At 70.5% G+C, this 21,538-nt stretch carries 22 protein-coding genes and 1 riboswitch; of the genes, 10 read left to right on the top strand and 12 right to left on the bottom strand.

Features of this window, described 5'->3' with window-relative positions:
• Positions 1–39 precede the first annotated feature (39 nt).
• Positions 40–552 (top strand): redox-sensitive transcriptional activator SoxR, encoded by a 513-nt coding sequence (gene soxR / locus ABDJ40_RS19375; RefSeq protein ID WP_347612075.1) that lies wholly within the window; start codon positions 40–42, stop codon positions 550–552.
• A 125-nt stretch (positions 553–677) separates the two neighbouring features.
• The gene (locus ABDJ40_RS19370) at positions 678–1,568 is read left to right on the top strand and encodes an alpha/beta fold hydrolase (protein WP_347612072.1); all 891 of its coding nucleotides are present in this window, start codon (positions 678–680) and stop codon (positions 1,566–1,568) included.
• A 7-nt stretch (positions 1,569–1,575) separates the two neighbouring features.
• Here the strand turns inward: ABDJ40_RS19370 and ABDJ40_RS19365 are convergent, their stop codons facing one another.
• Positions 1,576–3,006 carry a hypothetical protein gene (locus tag ABDJ40_RS19365; protein ID WP_347612071.1) on the bottom strand — a complete coding sequence of 477 codons (1,431 nt, stop codon included), beginning with the start codon at positions 3,004–3,006 and terminating at the stop codon, positions 1,576–1,578.
• 120 nt (positions 3,007–3,126) lie between these two features.
• Positions 3,127–3,223, bottom strand: a riboswitch (cyclic di-GMP riboswitch).
• 204 nt (positions 3,224–3,427) lie between these two features.
• On the opposite strand from ABDJ40_RS19365, the gene ABDJ40_RS19360 reads away from it, so the two are divergent.
• Both ABDJ40_RS19360 and ABDJ40_RS19355 read left to right on the top strand, forming a co-directional pair.
• Complete coding sequence (locus ABDJ40_RS19360; protein ID WP_347612069.1) at positions 3,428–3,631, top strand: hypothetical protein; 204 nt, start codon at positions 3,428–3,430, stop codon at positions 3,629–3,631.
• A 136-nt stretch (positions 3,632–3,767) separates the two neighbouring features.
• Complete coding sequence (locus tag ABDJ40_RS19355) at positions 3,768–4,751, top strand: dienelactone hydrolase family protein (protein WP_347612067.1); 984 nt, start codon at positions 3,768–3,770, stop codon at positions 4,749–4,751.
• Positions 4,752–4,768: 17 nt separating this feature from the next.
• Here ABDJ40_RS19355 and ABDJ40_RS19350 read toward each other — a convergent pair whose 3' ends face one another.
• A complete protein-coding gene (locus ABDJ40_RS19350) occupies positions 4,769–5,596 on the bottom strand; it encodes an inositol monophosphatase family protein (protein WP_347612066.1) in 828 nt (275 codons plus the stop codon).
• A gap of 98 nt (positions 5,597–5,694) precedes the next feature.
• Between ABDJ40_RS19350 and ABDJ40_RS19345 the strand changes: the two genes are divergently transcribed.
• Complete coding sequence (locus tag ABDJ40_RS19345; protein WP_347612065.1) at positions 5,695–6,432, top strand: AraC family transcriptional regulator; 738 nt, start codon at positions 5,695–5,697, stop codon at positions 6,430–6,432.
• Here ABDJ40_RS19345 and speD read toward each other — a convergent pair.
• Both speD and ABDJ40_RS19335 read right to left on the bottom strand, forming a co-directional pair.
• A complete protein-coding gene (gene speD / locus ABDJ40_RS19340; RefSeq protein WP_347612063.1) occupies positions 6,421–6,810 on the bottom strand; it encodes an adenosylmethionine decarboxylase in 390 nt (129 codons plus the stop codon). The genes ABDJ40_RS19345 and speD overlap by 12 nt on opposite strands.
• Positions 6,810–7,676: an AraC family transcriptional regulator gene (locus tag ABDJ40_RS19335; protein WP_347612062.1), complete on the bottom strand. Its 867-nt coding sequence runs from the start codon at positions 7,674–7,676 to the stop codon at positions 6,810–6,812. The genes speD and ABDJ40_RS19335 overlap by 1 nt, the downstream gene beginning before the upstream one ends.
• A 47-nt stretch (positions 7,677–7,723) precedes the next feature.
• Between ABDJ40_RS19335 and ABDJ40_RS19330 the strand changes: the two genes are divergently transcribed.
• Positions 7,724–8,137 (top strand): MAPEG family protein, encoded by a 414-nt coding sequence (locus tag ABDJ40_RS19330; RefSeq protein WP_347612061.1) that lies wholly within the window; start codon positions 7,724–7,726, stop codon positions 8,135–8,137.
• Here ABDJ40_RS19330 and ABDJ40_RS19325 read toward each other — a convergent pair whose 3' ends face one another.
• Positions 8,138–8,686 carry a DUF3224 domain-containing protein gene (locus ABDJ40_RS19325; protein WP_347612059.1) on the bottom strand — a complete coding sequence of 183 codons (549 nt, stop codon included), beginning with the start codon at positions 8,684–8,686 and terminating at the stop codon, positions 8,138–8,140.
• 73 nt (positions 8,687–8,759) lie between these two features.
• On the opposite strand from ABDJ40_RS19325, the gene ABDJ40_RS19320 reads away from it, so the two are divergent.
• Complete coding sequence (locus ABDJ40_RS19320; protein WP_347612057.1) at positions 8,760–9,596, top strand: AraC family transcriptional regulator; 837 nt, start codon at positions 8,760–8,762, stop codon at positions 9,594–9,596.
• Between the two features lie 7 nt (positions 9,597–9,603).
• On the opposite strand, the gene moaD is transcribed toward ABDJ40_RS19320, so the two are convergent.
• From moaD to ABDJ40_RS19285, 7 genes are read right to left on the bottom strand one after another with little or no spacing between them, the layout of a single operon-like run.
• Positions 9,604–9,858 (bottom strand): molybdopterin converting factor subunit 1, encoded by a 255-nt coding sequence (gene moaD, locus ABDJ40_RS19315; RefSeq protein ID WP_269629880.1) that lies wholly within the window; start codon positions 9,856–9,858, stop codon positions 9,604–9,606.
• Positions 9,855–11,120: a molybdopterin molybdotransferase MoeA gene (locus ABDJ40_RS19310; protein WP_347612056.1), complete on the bottom strand. Its 1,266-nt coding sequence runs from the start codon at positions 11,118–11,120 to the stop codon at positions 9,855–9,857. Before ABDJ40_RS19310 ends, moaD begins: the two co-directional genes overlap by 4 nt.
• Entirely contained in the window at positions 11,110–12,519 is a 1,410-nt protein-coding gene (gene thrC / locus ABDJ40_RS19305; protein WP_347612053.1) for a threonine synthase, read from the bottom strand. Before thrC ends, ABDJ40_RS19310 begins: the two co-directional genes overlap by 11 nt.
• Complete coding sequence (locus tag ABDJ40_RS19300; protein WP_347612052.1) at positions 12,516–14,261, bottom strand: hypothetical protein; 1,746 nt, start codon at positions 14,259–14,261, stop codon at positions 12,516–12,518. Before ABDJ40_RS19300 ends, thrC begins: the two co-directional genes overlap by 4 nt.
• Positions 14,245–15,588 (bottom strand): hypothetical protein, encoded by a 1,344-nt coding sequence (locus tag ABDJ40_RS19295; protein ID WP_347612049.1) that lies wholly within the window; start codon positions 15,586–15,588, stop codon positions 14,245–14,247. The genes ABDJ40_RS19300 and ABDJ40_RS19295 overlap by 17 nt, the downstream gene beginning before the upstream one ends.
• Before the next feature lie 60 nt (positions 15,589–15,648).
• Complete coding sequence (locus tag ABDJ40_RS19290) at positions 15,649–16,971, bottom strand: homoserine dehydrogenase (RefSeq protein WP_347612046.1); 1,323 nt, start codon at positions 16,969–16,971, stop codon at positions 15,649–15,651.
• 34 nt (positions 16,972–17,005) lie between these two features.
• Positions 17,006–18,232 carry a pyridoxal phosphate-dependent aminotransferase gene (locus tag ABDJ40_RS19285; RefSeq protein WP_347612044.1) on the bottom strand — a complete coding sequence of 409 codons (1,227 nt, stop codon included), beginning with the start codon at positions 18,230–18,232 and terminating at the stop codon, positions 17,006–17,008.
• Between the two features lie 204 nt (positions 18,233–18,436).
• Between ABDJ40_RS19285 and ABDJ40_RS19280 the strand changes: the two genes are divergently transcribed.
• The 3 genes from ABDJ40_RS19280 to ABDJ40_RS19270 all read left to right on the top strand — a co-directional run bounded on the left by ABDJ40_RS19280 (position 18,437) and on the right by ABDJ40_RS19270 (position 21,536).
• Positions 18,437–18,817, top strand: coding sequence for an Mth938-like domain-containing protein (locus ABDJ40_RS19280; protein ID WP_347612043.1), 381 nt, complete (start codon positions 18,437–18,439; stop codon positions 18,815–18,817).
• A 150-nt stretch (positions 18,818–18,967) separates the two neighbouring features.
• Positions 18,968–19,447, top strand: a complete 480-nt coding sequence (locus tag ABDJ40_RS19275; RefSeq protein ID WP_183103338.1) for a peroxiredoxin — start codon at positions 18,968–18,970, stop codon at positions 19,445–19,447.
• A gap of 319 nt (positions 19,448–19,766) precedes the next feature.
• Positions 19,767–21,536: a PhoH family protein gene (locus ABDJ40_RS19270; protein ID WP_347612042.1), complete on the top strand. Its 1,770-nt coding sequence runs from the start codon at positions 19,767–19,769 to the stop codon at positions 21,534–21,536.
• The last annotated feature ends 2 nt before the right edge of the window (positions 21,537–21,538 follow it).

The raw sequence follows: 21,538 nt of genomic DNA, 5'->3' as shown, positions 1-21,538 counted from the left end.
GCCTTCATTTCGTTCCCCCTCTCGTCTTGCGGAACCGTCATGAGCGATGCCTCCCCCACCCTGCTTCCCATCGGCGATTTCGCCCGCCGCGCCGGCGTGGCCGCCAGCGCCCTTCGCTTCTACGAGGAGCAGGGACTGCTGCTGAGCCACCGCAGCGCCTCGGGCCGCCGCCAGTTTGCCCGCAGCGACCTGCGCCGCGTGGCCTTCATCCGCGCCGCACAGCAGGTAGGCCTGAGCCTGGACCAGATCCGCGCCGCGCTGGCCAGCCTGCCAGACGCGCGCACACCCAATGCGCGCGACTGGGAGCGCCTCTCGCGCGCCTGGCAGCCCCTGCTGGCAGCACGGATCGCTGAGCTGCAGCAGCTGCAGGACACCCTCGCCTCCTGCATCGGCTGCGGCTGCCTGTCCCTCAGCAAGTGCAAGCTCTACAACCCGCAGGACGCGGCCGGGCGCCGCGGCGCGGGGGCGCGCTACTGGATGGGCGACCGGTCCAGCGAGGTGCTGGCGGAGCAGGCAACGCCGCAGACGACGCGGCGCCAGGGTCCCGGCTGAGGGCCTCAGGTGACAGGGCAGGAGCGGCCCTCTATCCTCCCCGGCAGGGCCTGCAGCGACGCCTGGACAAGGGGTCAGGTCTTGCCAGTCAGGCGGCCGTGGTGTGGAACGATCTGGAGAGTCCCATGGATTTCGTCGGTTTCAGCAGCTCCCGGGCGAGGCTCGGCGAGCTGGACATCGCCTACTGCATCGGCGGCTCAGGCCCGCCCCTGCTCCTGCTGCACGGCTTTCCCCAGAACCGGGCGATGTGGGCCCGCATCGCGCCGCAGCTGGCGCGGCACTACACCGTGGTGGCGGCCGACCTGCGCGGCTACGGGGATTCCGGCAAGCCCCGCGACCTGCCGGACCATTCGAACTATTCGTTCCGGGCCCTGGCCGACGACCAGCTCGGTCTGATGCGCCAGCTCGGCTTCGATCGCTTCCACCTCGTCGGCCATGACCGCGGCGGGCGCACCGCCCACCGGCTGGCGCTGGACCATCCCGAGGCCGTGCGTTCGCTGACCGTCATGGACATCGTGCCGACCCTGGCCATGTTCATGGACACCAACCGGCAGGTCGCGGCCACCTACTGGCACTGGTATTTCCTGCAGCAGCCCGAGCCCTTCCCCGAGCGCCTCATCGGCCAGGACCCGGACTATTTCTACGAGACCTGCCTGCTGGGCTGGGGCAAGGCGCGGCTGGGCGACTTCGACACAGAGCAGCTGGCCGACTACCGCCGCTGCTGGCGCGACCCCGGCATGATCCATGGTTCCTGCTCGGACTACCGCGCCGCGGCCACCGTGGACCTGGCCCTGGATCAGGCGGACGCCCAGCGGCTGGTTGAATGTCCGACCCTGGTCTTCTACGGCGAGGCAGGCGTGATGAACGCGCTCTTCGACATCCCGGCGCAATGGCGCACGCGCTGCCGCGCCGTGCAGACGGCGACGCTGCCCGGCGGCCACTTCTTCGCGGACCAGTTCCCCGACGAGACGGCCGCCGAACTCCTGCGTTTCCTGGGCAGCATCGACGCGCCCTGAGCAGGACTCAGCTCCCTGAGGCGCCGGCCGTCACCGCGGCCGGCGCCGCCCCTTCCGGCTGCCCCGCGATGATGGTGCCCTCCACCGGCGCACCGCGCTGGTCCGACGCGCTGTCCAGCAGGGCGCGGGCGTCCTCCAGCGTGTGGGTGGTGAAGGCCAGCTGGGCGGTGACGCGCAGCTTGCCCTCGGCCGTCAGCTGGGCCGTGTGCTTGGCGATGCCCATGGGGCGGCGGAAGGCCACCACCTGCTTGCCGCTGGCCAGGTCGAAGAGGCGCACCTCCTTGGTCGAGGCCTGGCGCACCACGGCCACCGGTCCGCCGGCGGTGTTGAACCACTGCGCCTGCCAGAAGTAGTGGAAGGCATTGGGCGAGCCGTCCGGGTTCCACAGGGACTCGTAGGAATCGGCCTTGGCGCATTTGTTGACCACGGCGTTCTGGCGGCGGCAGTCGCTGTAGCGGGTGACCTGCTTGTCGTCCACGGCCATGGCCAGCGTGCTGAGCATGCCGGTGTCCAGATGGAACAGGGCGTAGTCATTGGCTTCCTCGGCCCCCACCACGCGCTTGGCCAGGCTGAACAGGCCGCTCACGGCGCCGGTCAGGCTGTCGGGCGAGGGGCGCGTGGAGGCGTCCTTCTCCAGCAGCAGGGTGCGGGTGCTGGCCACGTCACCGCGCTGCAGCGGCACCGGGGTCCAGCCCTCGGGGATGGCGATGGTGCGCAAGGCCTGGCCCGGCCTGAACTCGAAGGCGCTGGCCGCGCGCAGCAGCAGCGCGCCCTGCGAGCTCAGCACCAGGCCGTCGCCGGCCAGGGTCTGGCCATCGACGGTCTGCAGCATCCACTGGCCCGGGCGGCTGCTCACCTGGCCCACCGTGAAGGGCGCCGCCGTGCCGCGGCCGCGCTTGAGCAGCTGAACACCATCCATGCGCTGCACCAGGTAGGCGAAGTCGCCGGTGAGGGGGTCCACCGCCGCACGCCCGACCTTGCCCTCCGGATCCACGACCAACTGCCCGTTGATGACGAAGCCATCCTTGCGCTGCTCGACCTGCACGGTGTGCGGGGCCGGCAAGGCGGCGATCTGCTGGGCCAGCTCGGCGGTGGCCCGCGCGGGCTGGGGCGTTGCGGCCTGCGCGGGTGCGGCCAGGGGCGCGGGGGGTGAAAAGAGCGAGGGCGAGGGCGAAGCCAAGGGCAAGGCCGAGCCCTGCACCGGCGCCCTGCCCTGGCCCAGCTGCTGCATGCGCTGCATCGTCTCGCGGATCTTGAGGCGCATGCTCAGCTCCTGCTCCGGGCTGAGCGTCTGCCCGCGCTGGGCCATGCTGTTGCGCATGGTTTCGATGAGCGCCTCCTCGTCCATGGCCTGTGCGGCCGCGAGGCCCGGCAGCGCCATCAGCAGGGCCGCGGCCAGGGAAGACAGATTCAAACGCAGACGCACACTCAGACCCATACCGTGTTTCCTCTCGAGGGGTGTTGAAGAGACCGGCCGCCCGCGAACACAGGGCCGGGAGACAGGACCGGGCGCGACGCTTCGTCAACGCGACGCAAGACCTGCCCCCCTGGGGAGGGAGTGCGCAACCCCGCCATCATGACCGCCTGCAGGCAGGCTGGCTGTAGACCGGAGGCTTTGCGACCCCGGCTTTCGCGCGGGTGTGCCAAGGAACAGATTGTTACGTCGCTCCGGGGCCGTCCGCCGTGTTTCGCCGTGCATATCTCACGCCCCTTCTTTGCGCCGCCTCAAGCCATCTGCCGGAGCAGCGCCGCGCAATCACCGCACTCCCGCCGCCACCCACCGTCAACCGAGCCGCCGCCCAGGCGTTCAGGAATGACCGCCGGCCCCCTTTCGCGCCGGCATTGCAAGGATCTCCACCATGACCACGCTGACCCTCACCTTCACCGGCACCCCTGGCCAGGCCCGCAAGGCCCTGGGTGAGCTCCTGCTGCGCTACCGCTCCGCCTATTTCGTCGAGCGCAGCAGCCATGAATACCTGGTGACGGCCGACGAGCCCACGGCGGCAGAGCTGGCCGCACAGGCCCAGTGGTCTATCCGCCGCGCGCCGGATCCGGTGCGCTGAGCCCGCGCGGCGAGCCTCCCGCCGCCATCCGGCCCCTCCAGGCAAGTCCCGAGGCCGGGGCCGCGCCTCGGTGATAGCGTCTGAGCTGCGCAGCCGGACGGTCCGCCTGCGAGCAACAGGCGCATCGGAGGCAAGCATGGCTTGGAATTGGTTGAAGGCGACGGGGCGGGTGGCGATCAGCATGGCAGCGGCGGCGGCGGCCCTGGTCGCGCTGCCCGCGCAGGCAGCGGGCGAGGAGGGTCTGGCACGGGGCGGGCAGCCGGACGTCTCCTTCATCAGCTTCCCCTCCCCCAACCTGGCATCGCCCGGCGCGATGTTGACGATCCAGGGCAAGCTGAGCCTGCCCGCGCACGCGATCCGGGGCGCCGGCCATGGCCACCGCAAGTTGCCGGCCGTGCTGATCCTGCATGGCTCGGCCGGCGTCGATGCCCGCGGAGACTTCTACGAGGCCGCGCTCAACGCCGCCGGCATCGCCACCCTGCAGATCGACATGTGGCAGGCCCGCGGCGTCAGCAACGCCAGCCAGCGCCCCAGTGCGCCGGTGCTGACCTACCCGGACGCCTTCTCGGCCCTGGCCTACCTGGCCCAGCGGCCGGAGATCGATGGCGCCCGCATCGGCGTGATGGGCTTCTCCTGGGGCGGTCTGGTGAGCCTGGGGGCGGCCGAGCGCCTCTATGCCGGCAGGTTCGGCGGCGGCCGCAGTTTCAAGGCGCACGTCGCGCATTACCCGGTCTGCTATCCCTGGAACAACGCGTCCCTGCTGGCCGCCCTGCACACCACGCCGGCCCAGTTCGGCGTCCAGTGGATCAACCTCACCGGCGCGCCGGTGATGATCCAGGTCGGCAGTCAGGACGACTACGACAACAGCGGCGCTCCCTGCCAGGCCCTGGCGCAGTCGGTCAATGCCAGCAATGGCGGCATCGTCAGCGTGAACGTCTACCCCGGCGCCTCCCATGGCTGGGACCGCCTGATGGTGCCCATCACGGTGACGGACCCCTACGCCAACCAGGGCAGCTACTTCAGCACGGGCGTCGTGCCCAGCGTGCAGATGAGCCCGGATGCCGAGCAGGCCTATCTGTCGCGCGCCCGCGTGGTGCGCTTCTTCGCGAGGCACCTTTGATGCGGCCTGCGGGCTCTTCACCGCGGCGTGCCGGGCTGCCACAGGTCCAGCAACTGCCGGTGGAGGGCCGCCGGTGCCGCGAGAAGGCCCGAGCCAGGTTCGCCCAGCGGCACGGTCCCGAGGCCTGACACCGTCGCCCCTGCCTCGCGGGCGATCAGCAGGCCGGGCAACCAGTCGACCAGATGCCGGCCGCATTCCCAGTAGGCATCGAGCCTGCCGCAGGCCACCAGAGCCAGTGACAGCGTGGCCGAACCGATCCAGCGCTGCGCCAGCACGGCCGGCACCGTGCGGGCCAGGTGACCCAGGAAGTCGTCGACCTCCGCCTGCGGCCGGGGCGGCACATTGGGAAAGCTGGTCCCCAGCGTGGACAGGGCCAGCAGCGGCGCCTCGCTGCAGCGGATGACCCCGCCATCGCAGCCCGCGCCCTGGCCCCGCAGCGCGTGGTAGCTGCGATCCAAGCAAGCATCGTGCACGAGGGCCAGCAGCGGCTCTGCGCCCTGCATCAGGGTCAGGTTGCAGGTCCACATCGGCAGTCCGGCCAGGTACTGGATCGCGCCGTCCAGTGGGTCGCAGAGCCAGTAGAGGCCCGTCACGGCAGGCAGGCGATCCGGCGTGAGCCCGGTCGGGAACACGGGAACGTCCGGCCACTGCGCCTGCAGGGCCTGGCCCAGGTGGCGCAGGGTGCTGGCGCCGGCTTCGTCCACGCACTGACGCATCAGGCTGGCATCGTGCCGGGCCCGCGAGGGTTGCCGGGACAGCAGGCGCTGGCCCGCCTCCCGCAGCAGGGGGATCAGGCGCTCGAGCAGGGGCTCGCCAGCCTGGGGGGTGGAAAGGTCGTGCGGCATCCGGATCTCCGGTGAACAAGGCCCTTCAGTGTTCCGGCGCGCGCTGCCGCATACTTGCGCGCTGTCGCCATCCGCCTTCCCGATCGGGCCAAGCGGCCATGCCCCGCCTCCACAGCCAAGCGCTGGACCACCAGCCCTCCGACGCGCCTGCACCGCATCGCCACCCGCAAGGGCAGCTGCTGTGGGTGAGCTCGGGCCTGCTGACGGTGCTCACCGAGGATTCGCGCTGGACCCTGCCGCCGGGCTTCCTGGCCTGGATGCCGCCCCAGGCCCTGCATGGCGCGCAATACCTGACCCCCACCCGCGGCCTCAATTTCTATGTGGACGAGGCCTGGGCCACGGCCGGCTTTCCCGCGCAGTGGAAAGTGCTGCTCAGCACGCCCCTGCTGAAGTCCCTGCTGCAGGCCCTGCACGACGAGGCCCATTGCCGCGCGCATGAGGCCTACCAGGCCGTGCTGGCCGACCTCGTCTGCCAGGCCCCCGCGCAGCCGCTGTGCATTCCCATGCCGGCCGATCCCCGGCTGCGGCCCCTCTGCGAGCATCTGCTGGCCCACCCTGACGACGCCACGGACCTGGACCACTGGGCCCAGCGCCTGCACATGAGCCGGCGCACCTTGAGCCGCCGTTTCCAGGGGGAGACGGGCATGGGCTTTGCGCAGTGGCGGCAGCAGGTCCGGCTGACGCTGGCCCTGGAGCGCCTGGTGGCCGGCGCCCCCGTGACCACCGTGGCTCTGGACATGGGCTACGAAAGCCCCAGTGCCTTCATCACGCGGTTCAAGCAGCGCATGGGCCTGCCGCCCAGGGCCTGGCTGGCCCGCGCCAGCTCAGGCGGCTGAACCGCCCTGGCCCCTGTGCAGGGTCTGGCGCTGAACCTCGCCGGGCGCAAAGGCACGGACCAGCGCAGCCATCAGGGACTCAGCCTTCGCGCTGTTGTCCGCCCCGTAGTTGCAGACATAGACATCCAGCGTCACCCCACCCAGCTCGGGCCAGGTGTGGACGGCCAGGTGCGATTCGGCCAGCAGCACCACGCCGGTGACGCCGCTGGGCTCGCCCTCCACGGCCGGCGTGAAGCGATGGAAGAGCTCGGCGACCGCGCCCAGCCCCGCCTCGGTGACCGCCGCCAGGCAGCGCTGGCGCAGCGCCGCGGGGTCGGTCATCAGCGGGAGGGCGGGGTCGCAGCCGCGCAGATCGGCGGTGAGGTGCAGGCCTTGCATCAGCCGTGGTCCTGAGTCTGGAGTTGCCGGGCCCGCCATTGTCGGGGCGCGGCACCATGCTGCTGGCGGAACTTGCGGCTGAAATGCGCACTGTCCTTGAAGCCCAGCTCGTAGGCCAGGGCCGTGATGGAGGGCGGCAGGGGCGCCAGCAGCGCAAGCCGCGCACGGTTCAGGCGCTCGGCCCAGATCAGCTGGGTGGCCGTGAGCCCCTCCTGCGCCAGGGCGGCGTCCAGGTGGCGGCGGCTGACGCGCAGCTGCCGGGCCAGTCCTGCGGCATCCCATGCGGCCGGATCCTGTGCCAGCAGGGCGCGGGCCTCGGCGCGCAGGCGTTCGGCAGGTGTCTGCGGCAGGGCCCGCAGCCCCAGCCACCAGCCCTTCGCCGCCTGGGCGGCATGCCATTGCGCCCGCCAGGGCATGGTGGCCGAGCCCCGCGACCAGCTGCCGAGAAAGTCGCCCAGCGGCGTGGGCAGGGACCGGGGCGACTCGCCGGCGCGGGCCTCGCGGCGCAGTTGCCCGTCCTCGTCAGGCAGCAGGGCCATCAGGTGCTGGAAAGGTGTGTCGCACTGCAAGTGCAGGGGCTGGGAGGGATCCAGCAGCAAGGCCTGGCCCGGGCGCAGGCTCAGTGGGCGGTGGCCCAGGCGCAGGCCCAGGACGCCGCTGCGCACCCACAGCAGCTTGGCGGCAGCCGGCGCTGCGCGGCCCAGCTCCGCCCGCCAGTCCAGGCCCTCGCCGGCCAGCTGGCAGGCGCCCAGGCCCTGGGCCAGGGCCTGGTGAAGGGGCGCGGGCAGGGGGTCGCTCAGGGAGACCAGCGGGGCCGCATCTCCATCCTGTCCTGCGCGTGCTTCCAGCTCATCCCTGCGGCCCATGGCGCTCCTGATTATGGTCTGGGCCTGCTCAACAACAGGAGGCCTCGGTGCCGCAGTCTACGTCCCCCGAATTGCAGTGGCTGGCCCTCTCGGCCGGTTGGTGCGCCCTGCTCTGGCTGCCCTATGTGGCCAATCGCTTCAAGGAGCTGGGCCCCCCGGGCTGGGCCTGGTTCCCGCCCGCCGACCCGCCGCCGCGCGCGCTCTGGGCGCAGCGGGCCTGGCGCGCCCACCTGAATGCCGTCGAGAACCTGGTGGTCTTCGCCCCGCTGGTCCTGGCCGTGGTGCTGGCCGGGCGTCAGGATGCCGGCACGGCGCTGGCCGCCCAGCTCTACTTCTGGGCCCGCGTGGGGCACTACGCCGTCAGCATCGCCGGACTGCCCATCGTGCCGCGCACGCTGTGCTTTCTGCTGGGCGTGGGCGCGCAGCTGTGGCTGGCAGGGCGGCTGATCCAGCCCGGGTGATCAGGGCAGCGTGTAGTCGAAGCGGTAGTGGTGCTGCCCATCCCGCCGCTCGATCTGCAGGACGCCGCGCAGGCCGGCCAGCTCACCGGTGCCGGAGTCCGGCACCACGCTGACGAGCAGGACCTGCTGGCTGCCCTGCATCACCCCGCGATGGACCAGGGCGAAGCTGCCCGAGCGCCCGTCCAGCGCACCCACGACGCGCTCCACGGCCACATAGGCGCCAGAGCCCTTGACCGTCCCGCCGGCCGTGAGCATCTCGCCCTCCGCCAGTGCCTCGAGCACGCCGTGATAGCGCTTGCTCAGGCCCTTGCGGCCGAGCACCGGCGACCCAGGCTGGGCGGCCACCGACGGGTCCAGGGCACTGAGCGTCACCTCCATCGTTCCGGAGATACTGCGGGCCCAGGCCTGCCCCGCGTCCAGCCCGCCCGGCTCCGCACCGCTCGCCGCCGACAGGCCGCACAGGGCCAGGGCGAGGCAGCCCGCGGCCCTGCCGATGCCTCCCAGCACCGCCTGGGCCCGTGTCCTTGCTGCCGAAGTCTGAATTTCCATGTCCTTGATCCTTTCGTCCCACACTCCCGCGGAGTGCAAGCCCGGCACTCTAGGCAGCCCGGCGCCACAAGGATTGCAAAAACCCGACGCGCCGCCGCAGGGCCGGGACCAGCCGCTGCACCAGCGCGGCATCATCGACCCCGCCGGCGCCGCCCGGCGCATCCAGCTGCAGCGCCACCCGGCCGAGCCCTGGCTGAGCCCCTTCGTCGAGTTCCTGTGGTGCGTGCAATGGGATCTGTCCGGCCAGCCCGCGCAGAGCCAGCGCACCCTGCCCTTTCCTCATGCGCATCTGGTGTTCGATCGCGGATGCACGGCCGTCCACGGCGTGCTGCGGCGGGTCTTCGAACGACAGCTGCAAGGCCGGGGGCGCGTGCTGGGCCTGCGATTCCGGGTCGGCGGCCTGCGCCCCCTGTTGCAGGGTCCGATGTCCGCGCTGACGGACCGGCAGGTCTCGACGGCCGCGCTCTGGGGCCTGCCCAGCGCGGCGGCCGAGTCGGCGGTGCTGGACGCCGAGGATCCAGCGGCCCTGTGCGCCCATGCCCAGGCCTTCCTGCAGCCGCTGGTACGAGGCGCGAAGCTGCCCGAGCCGCTGGCAGCGCAGGCCGTGGCCGTGGCGGCGGCGGACGAAGGCCCCTGCAGCGTCAGCGCCCTGGCCCGTGCGCTGTCCATGAGCGAGCGCCAGCTGCAGCGCCTCTTCCAGGAGCATGTGGGCGTGCCGCCCAAGTGGGTGGTGCAACGCTTCCGGCTTCAGGAGGCTGTGCACCGACTCTCCTCGCCCGAGGCCGTGGACCTGGCGGACCTGGCGCAGTCCCTGGGCTTCTACGACCAGGCCCATTTCACCCGCGAGTTCAGCCGGCTGATCGGCCGATCCCCGGCGAGCTACCGCCGGACCCAGATCGCCGCGGGCTGAAGCGGGCTCAGCCCCCCGTCACCGGCGGGAAGAAGGCGACCTCCGCCCCGGCCGGGATGGCGGCAGATTCCTTGGCCAGCTGCTGGTTCAGCGCGCAGCGCACGGCGCGCGTGCGGGCCAGGGCGCTGGCATGGGGCTCACCGCGTGCCAGCAGCGTGTCGCGCAACTGGCCCAGGGTCTGGCCCTCCTGCCAGGGCAGTGTCTCCTGCTCACCCAGGGCCTCGCGCAGCGAAGCGAAGTAGCGGACGGTGATGGAGCTCATTGCAGGGCGTTGAAGGGAAGGAAGCGCACAGTATCGCCGGCCTGGATGGGCATGCCTGGCGCCACGTCAACAAGACCGTCGCCCCACACCGCCGAACTCAGCACGCCCGAGCCCTGGTTGGCGAAGAGTTCCAGGCCGCCTTGAGCATTGAGCCGGGCGCGCAGGAACTCGCGGCGCTTGTCGGCGCGCGGCCAGTTGAAGTCGGCACGCAGGAGGTAGGCCTTCGGGGCGACGTCGGCCGCCCCCTGCAAGCGCAGGATCACCGGACGCACCGCCAGCAGAAAGGTCACGAAGCTGGACACCGGATTGCCAGGCAGGCCGATGAACCAGGCCTGGCGGCCCTCCTGCCCCGGACGGCGCACCGCGCCGAAGGCCAGGGGCTTGCCGGGCTTGATGGCCATCTGCCAGAGGTCCAGCTGGCCTTCGGCCTGCACGGCGGGGCGCAGGTGGTCCTCCTCGCCCACGGACACGCCGCCCGAGGTGAGGATGAGGTCGGCGCTGGCCGCAGCGGCGCGCAGGGCGGCCCGGGTGGCGTCCAGGGTGTCGGGCACGATGCCCAGGTCCTGCACCTCGCAGCCCAGCTGCTGCAGCAGGCCGCGCAGGGTGAAGCGGTTGCTGTTGTAGATGGCGCCGGGCTTCAGGGGCTCGCCGGGCATGGCGAGCTCGTCGCCCGTGGAGAAGAGGGCCACGCGCACGCGGCGGGCCACGCTCAGCGAGGCAGCCCCCACGGTGGCGGCCAGGCCCAGGGCGGCCGGGTCCAGGCGATGGCCGGCGGCCAGCACCACGCTGCCCGCCTGCACATCCTCACCGCGGCGGCGGATGGCCGCGCCGGCGCCTGGGCGATCCACCACGCGCACTGAACCCAGCCCCTCGCCGGGGATGGCCTCGCAATGCTCCTGCATCTGCACGGCATCCGCCCCTGCGGGCACGGGCGCGCCGGTGAAGATGCGGGCCGCCGTGCCGGGCTGCAGGGCCGCAGGCACGCTGCCGGCGGGCACGCGCTGGCTCACGGGCAGCACGGTGCCGTCTGCGGGCAGGTCAGACAGGCGCAGGGCATAGCCGTCCATGGCGCTGTTGTCGTGCGGGGGCACGTCCAGCTGCGAGCGCACCTCGGCGGCCAGCACGCGGCCCAGGGCATCGAAGGTGGACAGCTGCTCCGTCTCGCCCAGGGGCTGGACGGCGGACAGCAGGCGCGCCAGGGCCTCGTCGAGACTCAGCAGCGGCTTGCGGGCGGGGCTGGGGGAAGCGGTTTCAGCGGACATGGGCGTCAATGTAATCCTTCACGCGCTGCACATCGGCCGGCATCAGCTGCACCCGCTTGGGCAGGGCCTCGATGCCCTGCAAATGCGCGGGCCGCGGCGGCTCCTCGCCCAGGGCCTCGACGATGGTCGAGGCGAACTTGGCTGGCAGGGCCGTCTCCAGCACGAGCATGGGGATGCCGGCCTGGCGCCAGGCCTTCGCCACCTTCAGGCCGTCGGCCGTGTGGGTGTCGACGATGACGCCGTACTGCTGCTGCGTGGCGCGGATGGTGGCCAGCCGGTCCGCATGGCTGCTGGCGCCGGAGACGAAGCCGTAGCCGGCGATGGCCGCCTTCTCGGCGGCGCTGATCTCGAAGCGGCCCTCGCGCTCCAGGGCGTCCTTGAACAGGGCCTTCACGCGGGCGCCGTCCCGGCCCAGCAGGTCGAAGACGAAGCGCTCGAAGTTGCTGGCCTTGGAGATGTCCATGGAGGGGCTGGAGGTTTCATGGGTCTCGGCGCTGCCGCGCGGGCGGTAGACACCGGTGCGGAAGAACTCGTCCAGCACGTCGTTCTCATTGGTGGCGACCACCAGGCGCTCGATGGGCAGGCCCATCATGCGGGCCACATGGCCGGCACAGACGTTGCCGAAGTTGCCGGAGGGGACGCAGAAGCTGACCCGCTCCTCGTTGGACTTCGTCGCGTAGAAGTACCCGGCGAAGTAGTAGACCACCTGGGCCAGCAGGCGTGCCCAGTTGATCGAGTTGACGGTGCCGATGCGGTGCTCGCGCTTGAAGGTCAGGTCGTTGGACACGGCCTTGACGATGTCCTGGCAGTCGTCGAACACGCCCTCGACGGCAATGTTGTGGATGTTGGCGTCCTGCAGGCTGAACATCTGCGCCTGCTGGAAGGGGCTCATGCGCCCATGGGGCGACAGCATGAACACGCGCACGCCGGCCTTGCCGCGCATGGCGTATTCGGCGGCACTCCCGGTGTCACCGCTGGTGGCGCCGAGGATGTTGAGGGTCTCGCCGCGACGCTTGAGCTCGTACTCGAAGAGCTGGCCCAGCAGCTGCATGGCCATGTCCTTGAAGGCCAGCGTGGGGCCGTTGGACAGGGCCTGCAGGGCCAGCCCCGGCTCCAGGGGCTTGAGCGGCGTGATCTCGGGTGAGCCGAAGACCTCGGCCGTGTAGGTGCGGGCGCACAGGGCGCGCAGGTCCGCGGCGGGAATGTCGTCGATGTAGAGCGAGAGGATCTCGAAGGCCAGCTCGTGATAGGCCAGGCCGCGCCAGCGGGTGAGCGTGGCCGCATCGACCTGCGGGTAGTGCACGGGCAGGTAGAGGCCGCCGTCCGGCGCCAGGCCTTCCAGCAGGATTTCGCAGAATCGGCGTTCGGTCTTGTCACCGCGGGTGCTGATGTATTTCACGGGCTTGAGCTTCCAGCTTGAGGTTGATCGGGTGGGGTGTCGGGCGGCACCGTGGGCGCCGCGGACTTCGCATTCGAAAGCGCATATCGCTGCAGCAGCCGCCGGTAGCGATCGACGCCAGGGTGACGGCCGCACAGCGCGGCGAGGATCTGGCCGGCCTCCTCGCGGTAGGCCTCGGCCCGGGGGCCGGGCAGTGCGGCAGCGTCCAGCAGGGTGGAGGCCAGGTCGGCTTCGAGCTCGGGCGCCGCGCCGCCTTGCGCCAGCTGGGCACGGCTCTGGGCCAGGCGCTCGGGCAGGCCGCCCTGCTGCTCGATGAGCTGGCGGCGCAGCATCAGGGCTTCTTCATACGCCTCGGTGCCGCGCGCCCAGTCGCCCTGCGCCTCGGCCACGCGGCCGATGTTGTCCAGGGCCACGGACAGATCGCGCAAGGCATCCGGGCTGTCGCCCAGCCGACGGGCCAGCAGCTGCCGCAGGGACAGGCTCTCCTCGTAGACGGCGCCGGCGCGGTACCAGTCGCCCAGGGCTTGCGCCGCGTGGCCCGCGCGGTCCAGGGCCAGGGCCAGGCCGCGCAGGCTGTCCGGGGTCTCGCCCAGGCGGCTGGCCAGTCTGCGATGAACGCCCAGGCTGTCCTCGGCGGCGGCGGCGGCCCGGTGCCAGTCGCCCAGGATCTGTGCCGTGCGGCTGAGCTGGTCCAGCGCGAGCGCCAGCGCCTGCAGCACGGCGGGCGACTCGCCCAGGCGCGACAGCAGCTCGCGGCAGACGGCCACGTGCGCCTCGCCCAGTGGCAGGGCTTCCTGCGGGCGGCCGAGATGCAGCAGGATCCGCACCTGGCCCTCCAGGGCGGCGCACAGCTCGCGGCTGCTGGCGATGTCCAGCAGGCCCCGGCCCTGCGCCCTGCGGCGACGCGCCAGCGCCACCCATTGCTGCGCCAGCTGCAGCGCCTCCTCGGCGCGCCCCTGGCGCAGCAGGGCGTCCTGGCAGGCCAGGCTGTCCTGCAGGGCGAAGGCCGGCAGGGCGTCATCGGCCAGGTCCAGCTGCTCGACGGAACGCCCGGCCAGCAGGTCTTGCCAGCGCTGCAGCCACAGCGCCGAGGCGGCATCGGACAGGAGGGCCGAGGCGGGAGCCGGGCCTGCGACGGGCGCGGGAGGCGCACCCGCCGCGCGAGGATCCGCTTCCGCTTCCGCGGCCAACGCCGCGGGCGGCGGATCGGGAACGGGAGGAGCAAGAGGCAAGACCTGACCCTCCTGGCCCGCCAGCGCGGGCAGGCTCAGGCCCAGGCTGCGCACGTGCCACAGGTCGGGCGCCTGGCCGGCGGCGCTGCGTTGCGCGCCTTCCGGCAGCACAAGCACCAGGGTGCCCGCCAGCTCGGCCTCCAGCCGGCCGCGGCGCTCATTGAGGCGGCTCAGCAGCTCACCGCGCGCCTGCTCCCAGGCCGGCTGGCCGGCGCCGCGGTGCGCCTCCAGCCAGACCAGGCGGGGCGCAGGCTCGGCGGACAGGCTGTCGAACAGCGCAGTGATGCTGCGCTCCGCGAAGCCCGCGCTCTGGCGCTCGGACAGCGTCAGCCAGGGCCAGCCCCGCTCGCCCATCCAGGCGGCCAGGCGGGCCTTGAAGGGCGCCAGCACGGCTGGATCCGGCACGAACAGCACGATGTAGCCAAAGCCCTGCAACTGGCCCACGCGGCGCGCAAGGCGGGCCCAGGCCGCTTCGGCAGGGGCGCTGAAGGCCTCAGTTGCCACGGTCATGGGCGGCCGCCGGCGGCTGCCAGCGGGCGATGAGATCCCACAGCAGGGGATTCAGGTCCAGCCAGTCCACGCCATTGCGGTAGTTCAGCACGGCGCGCACGTCGAAGAAGTGCGCCACGGTGGAGAGCTCGTCGCGGTGGCGCAGGTCCAGGGCGTTCTGCTCGGCGATGCCCTTGAGCAGCGCGAATTCGTCCTGCACGACCAGGCTCTCGAACTCCACGCGATGGCGCTGGACCACGGTGTGCAGGATGGGGTCGTCCTCGCCCAGGGGCAGGCGTTCGAGCGCGAAGGCGGCCTCGTCCAGGGTGTCCAGCAGGAGGCGGCGCAGCAGCTGGCGGAGGTCGCCGCCGGAAGTGAGGATGAGGCGGTCCAGGGCGGGCTCGCTGAGCAGCTCGCGCCAGCGCGGGCAGCGGCGCTCCACGACCTGGCGCATGGCGTCCAGGCCGGTCGCGCGGGGCGCGCGCCGGGCCTTGGACGGCGGCTCGCAGACCCGCACCGAGGCCAGCATGAAGAGCTGGACCAGGGCCTTGATGTTGGTGAGGTAGGGCAGGTAGGGCGGCACGGAGTACACCATGTGCAGATCCGGCACGCGCAGCTGGTTCATGTCGCCGTCGAAGACCTTGACCACGCGGTCGAACATCTCCGAGGCCTCCTTGCCGATGCCGCGCAGGCGCTCCAGGGAATCGACCATCAGCACGATCTTCGGTGCCTGCCAGCGCCGCCGCACGGCCTCGGCCATCTGCCCGATGTGCTGGCGGCATTCGGCCATCACCCGCTCCTGGCGCGAAAGGTCGAAGGTACGCAGGCGCTGCACGATGCTCTGCTGCTGCTTCTTGAATTCGGCCTTGACCCCGCCCAGGGTCACGCCCGTGATCTCCACCTCCGCCCCCAGCCAGTGGGTGAAGCGCTGCAGCGGGCTCTCATGCGGGTCCTGGTCGGAGCCCAGGGCATCGGGGTGGCTGAGGCGGTCGGCGAAGGCGGCCGCGATCACCAGCAGCAGGTCCAGGGTGTCGATGGGGTGGGTGTCGCCGATGTAGTCGAGCGCATCGACGATGTAGGCGCGCGTGCCCGGCTGGCCATTGAGCAGGATCTCCAGCCGCCGCAGCTCGGTGCTCTTGCCGGTGCCGCGCTGGCCGCTGAAGTAGTAGAGCTGGGCGTCGCTGTGGCTGCGGCGGATCGCCCGGTCCAGCAGCGCGACCACGTCCTCGGCCCCGGTGCCGTGCAGATTGGGCACGTAGTAGCCGCTCTGCGTGGAGAGCGCACCGGGATCGTTGGCCAGCAGTGCCGAGAAATCATCCAGCAGCTGGCCCGGGTCGCTTGGCGTCATCACGGCATGTCCGGCGGCGGTGGCTGGGCGGGGCGGATGCTTGCAGGTGCCCCGCAGGCCTCAGGCCAGATCCTCCTTGCGCAGGCGCACGATGGGCGCCAGCACGGTGGGCAGGCTCTGCATCTGGGCCAGGGCCGTGCTCATGCGGCCTTCCTGCGTCTCGTGGGTCAGGATGATGAGGTCGGTCTGCTTCTCGCCCTCGGCCGACTCCCGCTGCAGCACGGCGTCGATGGAGATGTCGTGCTCAGCCAGGATGGTGGTGATGCGGGAGAGCACGCCGGCTTCATCCGCCACGCACAGGCGCAGGTAGAAGCTGGTCAGCACCTGCGCCATGGGCAGGATGGGCGTGTTGCTCATGCTGTCCGGCTGGAAGGCCAGGTGCGGCACGCGGTGATCGGGGTCGGCGGTGTGCAGGCGGGTGATGTCCACCAGGTCGGCGATGACGGCCGAGGCGGTGGGCTCGGAGCCGGCCCCCTTGCCGTAGTAGAGCGTGGTGCCCACGGCGTCGGCCTGGACCACGACGGCGTTCATCGCGCCTTCCACATTGGCGATCAGGCGCTGGGCCGGGATCAGCGTGGGGTGCACGCGCAGCTCGATGCCGCCACCCGCGACGTCACTGCGGCGGCGGGCGATGCCCAGCAGCTTGATGCGGTAGCCCAGCTGCTCGGCGTACTTGATGTCCGTGGCCTGCAGCTGGCTGATGCCTTCCACATGGGCCTTGTCGAATTGCACCGGGATGCCGAAGGCGATCGCGCTCATGATGGTGGCCTTGTGCGCGGCGTCCACGCCTTCGATGTCGAAGGTGGGGTCGGACTCGGCATAGCCCAGGCGCTGCGCCTCCTTCAGCACGGTGGCGAAGTCCAGGCCCTTGCTGCGCATCTCGGACAGGATGAAGTTCGTCGTGCCGTTGATGATGCCGGCGAGCCACTCGATGCGGTTGGCGGTGAGGCCCTCGCGCAGGGCCTTGATGATGGGGATGCCCCCAGCCACCGCGGCCTCGAAGGCCACCATCACGCCCTTCTCGCGGGCGGCGGCGAAGATCTCGGTGCCATGCTCGGCCAGCAGGGCCTTGTTGGCGGTGACCACGTGCTTGCCGGCGGCGATGGCCTCCAGCACCAGTTCGCGGGCCACGCCGCAGCCGCCGATCAGCTCGACGACGATGTCGATCTCGGGATTGGCGATGATCTCGCGCGGGTCGGCCACCACCTGGGCGGCGTCCCCCACGATCTCGCGCGCCAGCGCCACATTGCGGCGCGACACCATGGTGATCTCGATCCCCCGGCCGGCGCGGCCGCGAATCTCGGCCTGGTTGCGACGCAGCACGTTGAAGGTGCCGCTGCCCACGGTGCCGATGCCAAGGAGGCCGACTTTGATCGCTTTCATGGTGTGTTCTCGTTCTGACTGGATGGGGGGCGACTCAGCGCCCGTGACGTTTTCGGTAGTTCGACAGGAAACGCTCGATCCGGCCCACGGCCTCGCGGAGGTCGTCGGTGTTGGGCAGGAAGACGAGCCGGAAGTGATCGGGGGCACGCCAGTTGAAGCCCGTCCCCTGCACGATCAGCACCTTTTCCTCGGCCAGCAGCTCATAGGCGAACCGCTGGTCGTCCTCGATCGGGTAGATCTTGGGGTCCAGGCGGGGGAACATGTAGAGCGCGGCCTTCGGCTTCACGACGCTGACGCCGGGGATCTGGCTCAGCAGCTCGTAGGCCAGATCGCGCTGGCGGCACAGGCGGCCGCCGGGGGCGACCAGGTCCTTGATGCTCTGATAGCCGCCCAGTGCGGTCTGGATGGCCAGCTGGCCCGGCGTGTTGGCGCACAGGCGCATGGAGGCCAGCATGTTCAGGCCGGTGATGTAGTCCGCCGCATGGCGCTTCTCGCCCGAGACCACCATCCAGCCGGCCCGGTAGCCGCAGCTGCGGTAGTTCTTGGACAGGCCGTTGAAGGTCAGCGTGAGCACGTCTTCCGAGAGCGAGGCGATGCTGGTGTGGACGTTGCCGTCGAACAGCGTCTTGTCGTAGATCTCGTCGGCCATGATGATCAGCTGGTGCTGACGCGCGAGCTCGACGATCTCCAGCAGCAGCGACTCCGGATAGAGCGCGCCCGTGGGATTGTTCGGATTGATGACGACGATGGCCCGGGTGCGCGGGGTGATCTTGCGCTTGATGTCCTCGATGTCGGGCATCCAGTCGCTCTGCTCGTCGCAGACGTAATGCACCGGGTTGCCGCCCGAGAGAGCCACGGCGGCGGTGTAGAGCGGATAGTCGGGCGCGGGCAGCAGCACTTCGTCGCCGTTGTCCAGCAGCGCGTTGAGGGCCATCACGATCAGCTCGGAGGCGCCGTTGCCCAGGTAGACATCGTCCACGGTCACGCCGCGGATGTTCTTTTCCTGGCAGTAGTGCACCACTGCCTTGCGAGGGGCGAAGAGGCCCTTGGAATCGGTGTAGCCGGCGGCGTCGGGGAGGTTGCGGATCATGTCCTGGACGATCTCGTCCGGGGGGGCGATGCCGAAGGCGGCGATGTTGCCGATGTTCAGCTTGATGATCTTCTGCCCCTCCTCCTCCATCTGGCGCGCCTTGTCCAGCACAGGACCACGGATGTCGTAGCAGACATTGGCGAGCTTGGCGGACTTGGAAATCGGGTTCAAGACAGGGACTCCTCGTGGATGCCGCGCATGTTGCGCCGCAAAACGTAGAATTTAACAGGGTAGCAGGGCTTTCCCTGGATGGATCTCTCCATGGTTCGAAAGCCGCGCAGCTAGGCTTCGTCGCCCCGGCCCGCGACGCTTGCGTCCCGGGGCGGCCCCCTGCCCTTCCTCCGTCATCCACCGACCCCATCCCAGCGCTCCGGCATGAAATTCCAGCTCGACGAACAGCAAGGCGGCAACAGCATCTCCCGCCATGAGAAGAACCGCGTGTGGGTCAACGGCCAGCCCCACGGCAGCAGCCTGCTGGTGCCATGGCGCGGCGAGGTGCAGGCCTGGGGCGTGGACCGCTTCGAGTCGCTGGACGAAGCCGCCTTCGAGCGCATCCTGGCGCTGAAGCCCGAGTTGGTGATCTTCGGCAGCGGCGAGCGGCTGCGCTTCGTCCCGCCGGCCCGCTACCGGGCCCTCATCGAGGCCCGCATCGGCCTGGAGACCATGGACCTGGCCGCCGCCTGCCGCACCTACAACGTGCTGGCCGCCGAGGGGCGCTCGGTGCTGGCGGCGCTGCTGATCGAAGCGCAGGCCTGAGGGGCCTGGCAACCGCCGCCACCTCCGACGCCGGCCTCATCCGGCAAGTCCGGACAATCCCCCGAAAGGCCGGCAAAGCCGGAACTTGGCGTTCAACGTATAATTGCAGGCTATGCCCAGTCGGGCAGGCCTACTAGCAAAAACGCCCACATGACGCCAGCGCTCAACAAACCCCTCCCGGAAATTGAAGCTCTTGCTACCGGAGGCGTGAAGTTCACACCCCAGGCTTTCCATGGCCAGACGGTGGTGCTGTACTTCTACCCCAAGGACAATACCCCGGGTTGCACCACCGAAGCCATGCAATTCCGTGACCGACACAAGGACTTTGTGAAGGCCGGCGCCGTGGTGCTGGGGGTGTCGCGCGACAACATGGTCTCGCATGACAAGTTCAAGCAGACCCTGGAGTTGCCCTTCGAGCTCATCGCCGATACCGAAGAGAAGCTCTGCCACATGTTCGGTGTGGTCAAGAACAAGATCATGTACGGCAAGAAGGTGAAGGGCATCGAGCGCTCCACCTTCCTGATCGACGCCAGCGGCGTGCTGCGTGCCGAGTGGCGCGGCATCAAGGTGGCCGGCCATGTGGACGAAGTCCTCAAGGCCGTGAAGTCGCTGAAGAAGGAAGCCGCATGATCCAGGCCCCCCAGCCGTCCCAGGCCCGGGCGCCCGCCTGAGGCCCGCGGAATCTGGGGCCAGCCCCGCAGTATCCCGCTCGAGCCGGCCCCGTCAGATGACGAGGCCGGCTTTGTTGTATTTGGACGCCGCAGCCTGCCGCCCTCCGGGGGCCCGGACGACTTGTGCATAATCAAACCATGCCCTCGCGCTCCGGACCCTGCCCTGAACAAAGCCGCCCTCCGACGAAGGCGGCTTTTTGCTTTTCAGGACCCGATGCCGGGAGGCGGTCTCCGCACCCACTGCCAAGGACGGCTTGACCCGTCCCTTCAAACGCCTCATGCCACTGCCCAAGCCCCCGACCAAGCGCGCCAGCCGTCTGGACGCCAGCGAGTACGCCACCAGCCTGGTCCCCAGCAAGAAGAAACCGGTGTTGGCCGCCCTGCCCGAGGCCCCGGCCCCCACCCCGCCCGCACCGGTGCTGAGCGTGGTCGCCGCGCCCGCCCCGGCCCGGCCCCAGCGTTCGGCCAAGGTGCTGCGCACGGCCGAGCCGGCCGCGCCTGCCGTTATCGAGGCCCGCGCGCCCAAGGTTGAAACCCCTGCCGCCAGGGCGCCTGCCCCCGCACCTGCTCTTGCTCCTGCACCTTCGCCCGCGCCCGCTTCGGCGGCCAAGGCCCGCGCGAGCAAGGCGACCAAGCCGAAGGGCACCGGCAGCAGCAAGCTCTTCGTCCTCGACACCAACGTGCTGATGCACGATCCGATGTGCCTGTTCCGTTTCGAGGAACACGACATCTACCTCCCGATGATCACCCTGGAGGAGCTGGACGGGCACAAGAAGGGCATGACCGAGGTCGCCCGAAACGTGCGCCAGGTCAGCCGTGACCTCGACGCCCTGGCCGCCAGCCTCAAGAGCAGCACGCTGGAGGAAATGGCCAAGGGCCTGCCCCTGGACCAGACCGGCCACCGCGAGGCCGGCGGCAAGCTCTTCTTCCAGACCCAGCTGATCGACGCCCCCCTGCCCCAGGGTCTGCCCCAGGGCAAGGCGGACAACCAGATCCTGGGCGTGGTGCAGGCGCTCAAGGCGCAGCAACCGGAGCGCGAGGTCGTGCTGGTGTCCAAGGACATCAACATGCGGATCAAGGCCCGGGCCCTGGGCCTGCCCGCCGAGGACTACCGCAACGACAAGACCCTGGAAGATTCCGACCTGCTCTACACCGGCGTGCAGGCCCTCCCGGCCGACTTCTGGGAGCGCCATGGCAAGACCATGGAGAGCTGGCAGCAGGGCGGCATCACCTTCTACCGCATCAGCGGCCCGCTGGTGCCCTCGCTGCTGGTCAACGAGCTGGTCTACCTGGAAGCGCCGGGCACCGCGCCGCTCTATGCCAAGGTCACCGAGATCACCGGCAAGAGCGCCGTGCTGCGCACGCTCAAGGACTACGGCCACCAGAAGAATGCCGTGTGGGGCATCACCGCCCGCAACCGCGAGCAGAACTTCGCCCTCAACCTGCTGATGGACCCGGACGTCGACTTCGTCACCCTCACCGGCACCGCCGGCACGGGCAAGACGCTGATGACCCTGGCCGCCGGCCTGTCGCAGGTGCTGGACGAGCGCCGCTACAGCGAGATCATCGTCACCCGCGTGACCGTGCCCGTGGGCGAGGACATCGGTTTCCTTCCCGGCACCGAGGAAGAAAAGATGGGCCCCTGGATGGGCGCGCTGGACGACAACCTCGAGGTCCTGGCCCGCGGTGACAGCAGCGCCGGCGAATGGGGCCGGGCCGCCACCAACGACCTCGTGCGCAGCAAGATCAAGATCAAGAGCCTGAACTTCATGCGCGGCCGCACCTTCCTCAACAAGTTCGTCATCATCGACGAGGCGCAGAACCTGACGCCCAAGCAGATGAAGACCCTGATCACGCGCGCCGGCCCGGGCACCAAGATCGTCTGCCTGGGCAACCTCGCCCAGATCGACACGCCCTACCTCACCGAGGGCTCCTCGGGCCTGACCTACGCGGTGGACCGCTTCAAGGGCTGGGCCCACAGCGGTCACGTCACCCTGGCGCGCGGCGAGCGCTCGCGCCTGGCGGACTTCGCCTCCGAGGTGCTTTGAGG

It is taken from the genome of Roseateles flavus (assembly GCF_039872765.1).
Lineage (GTDB): Bacteria > Pseudomonadota > Gammaproteobacteria > Burkholderiales > Burkholderiaceae_C > Roseateles_B > Roseateles_B flavus.
This window is presented reverse-complemented; position numbering and strand designations above follow the sequence as displayed.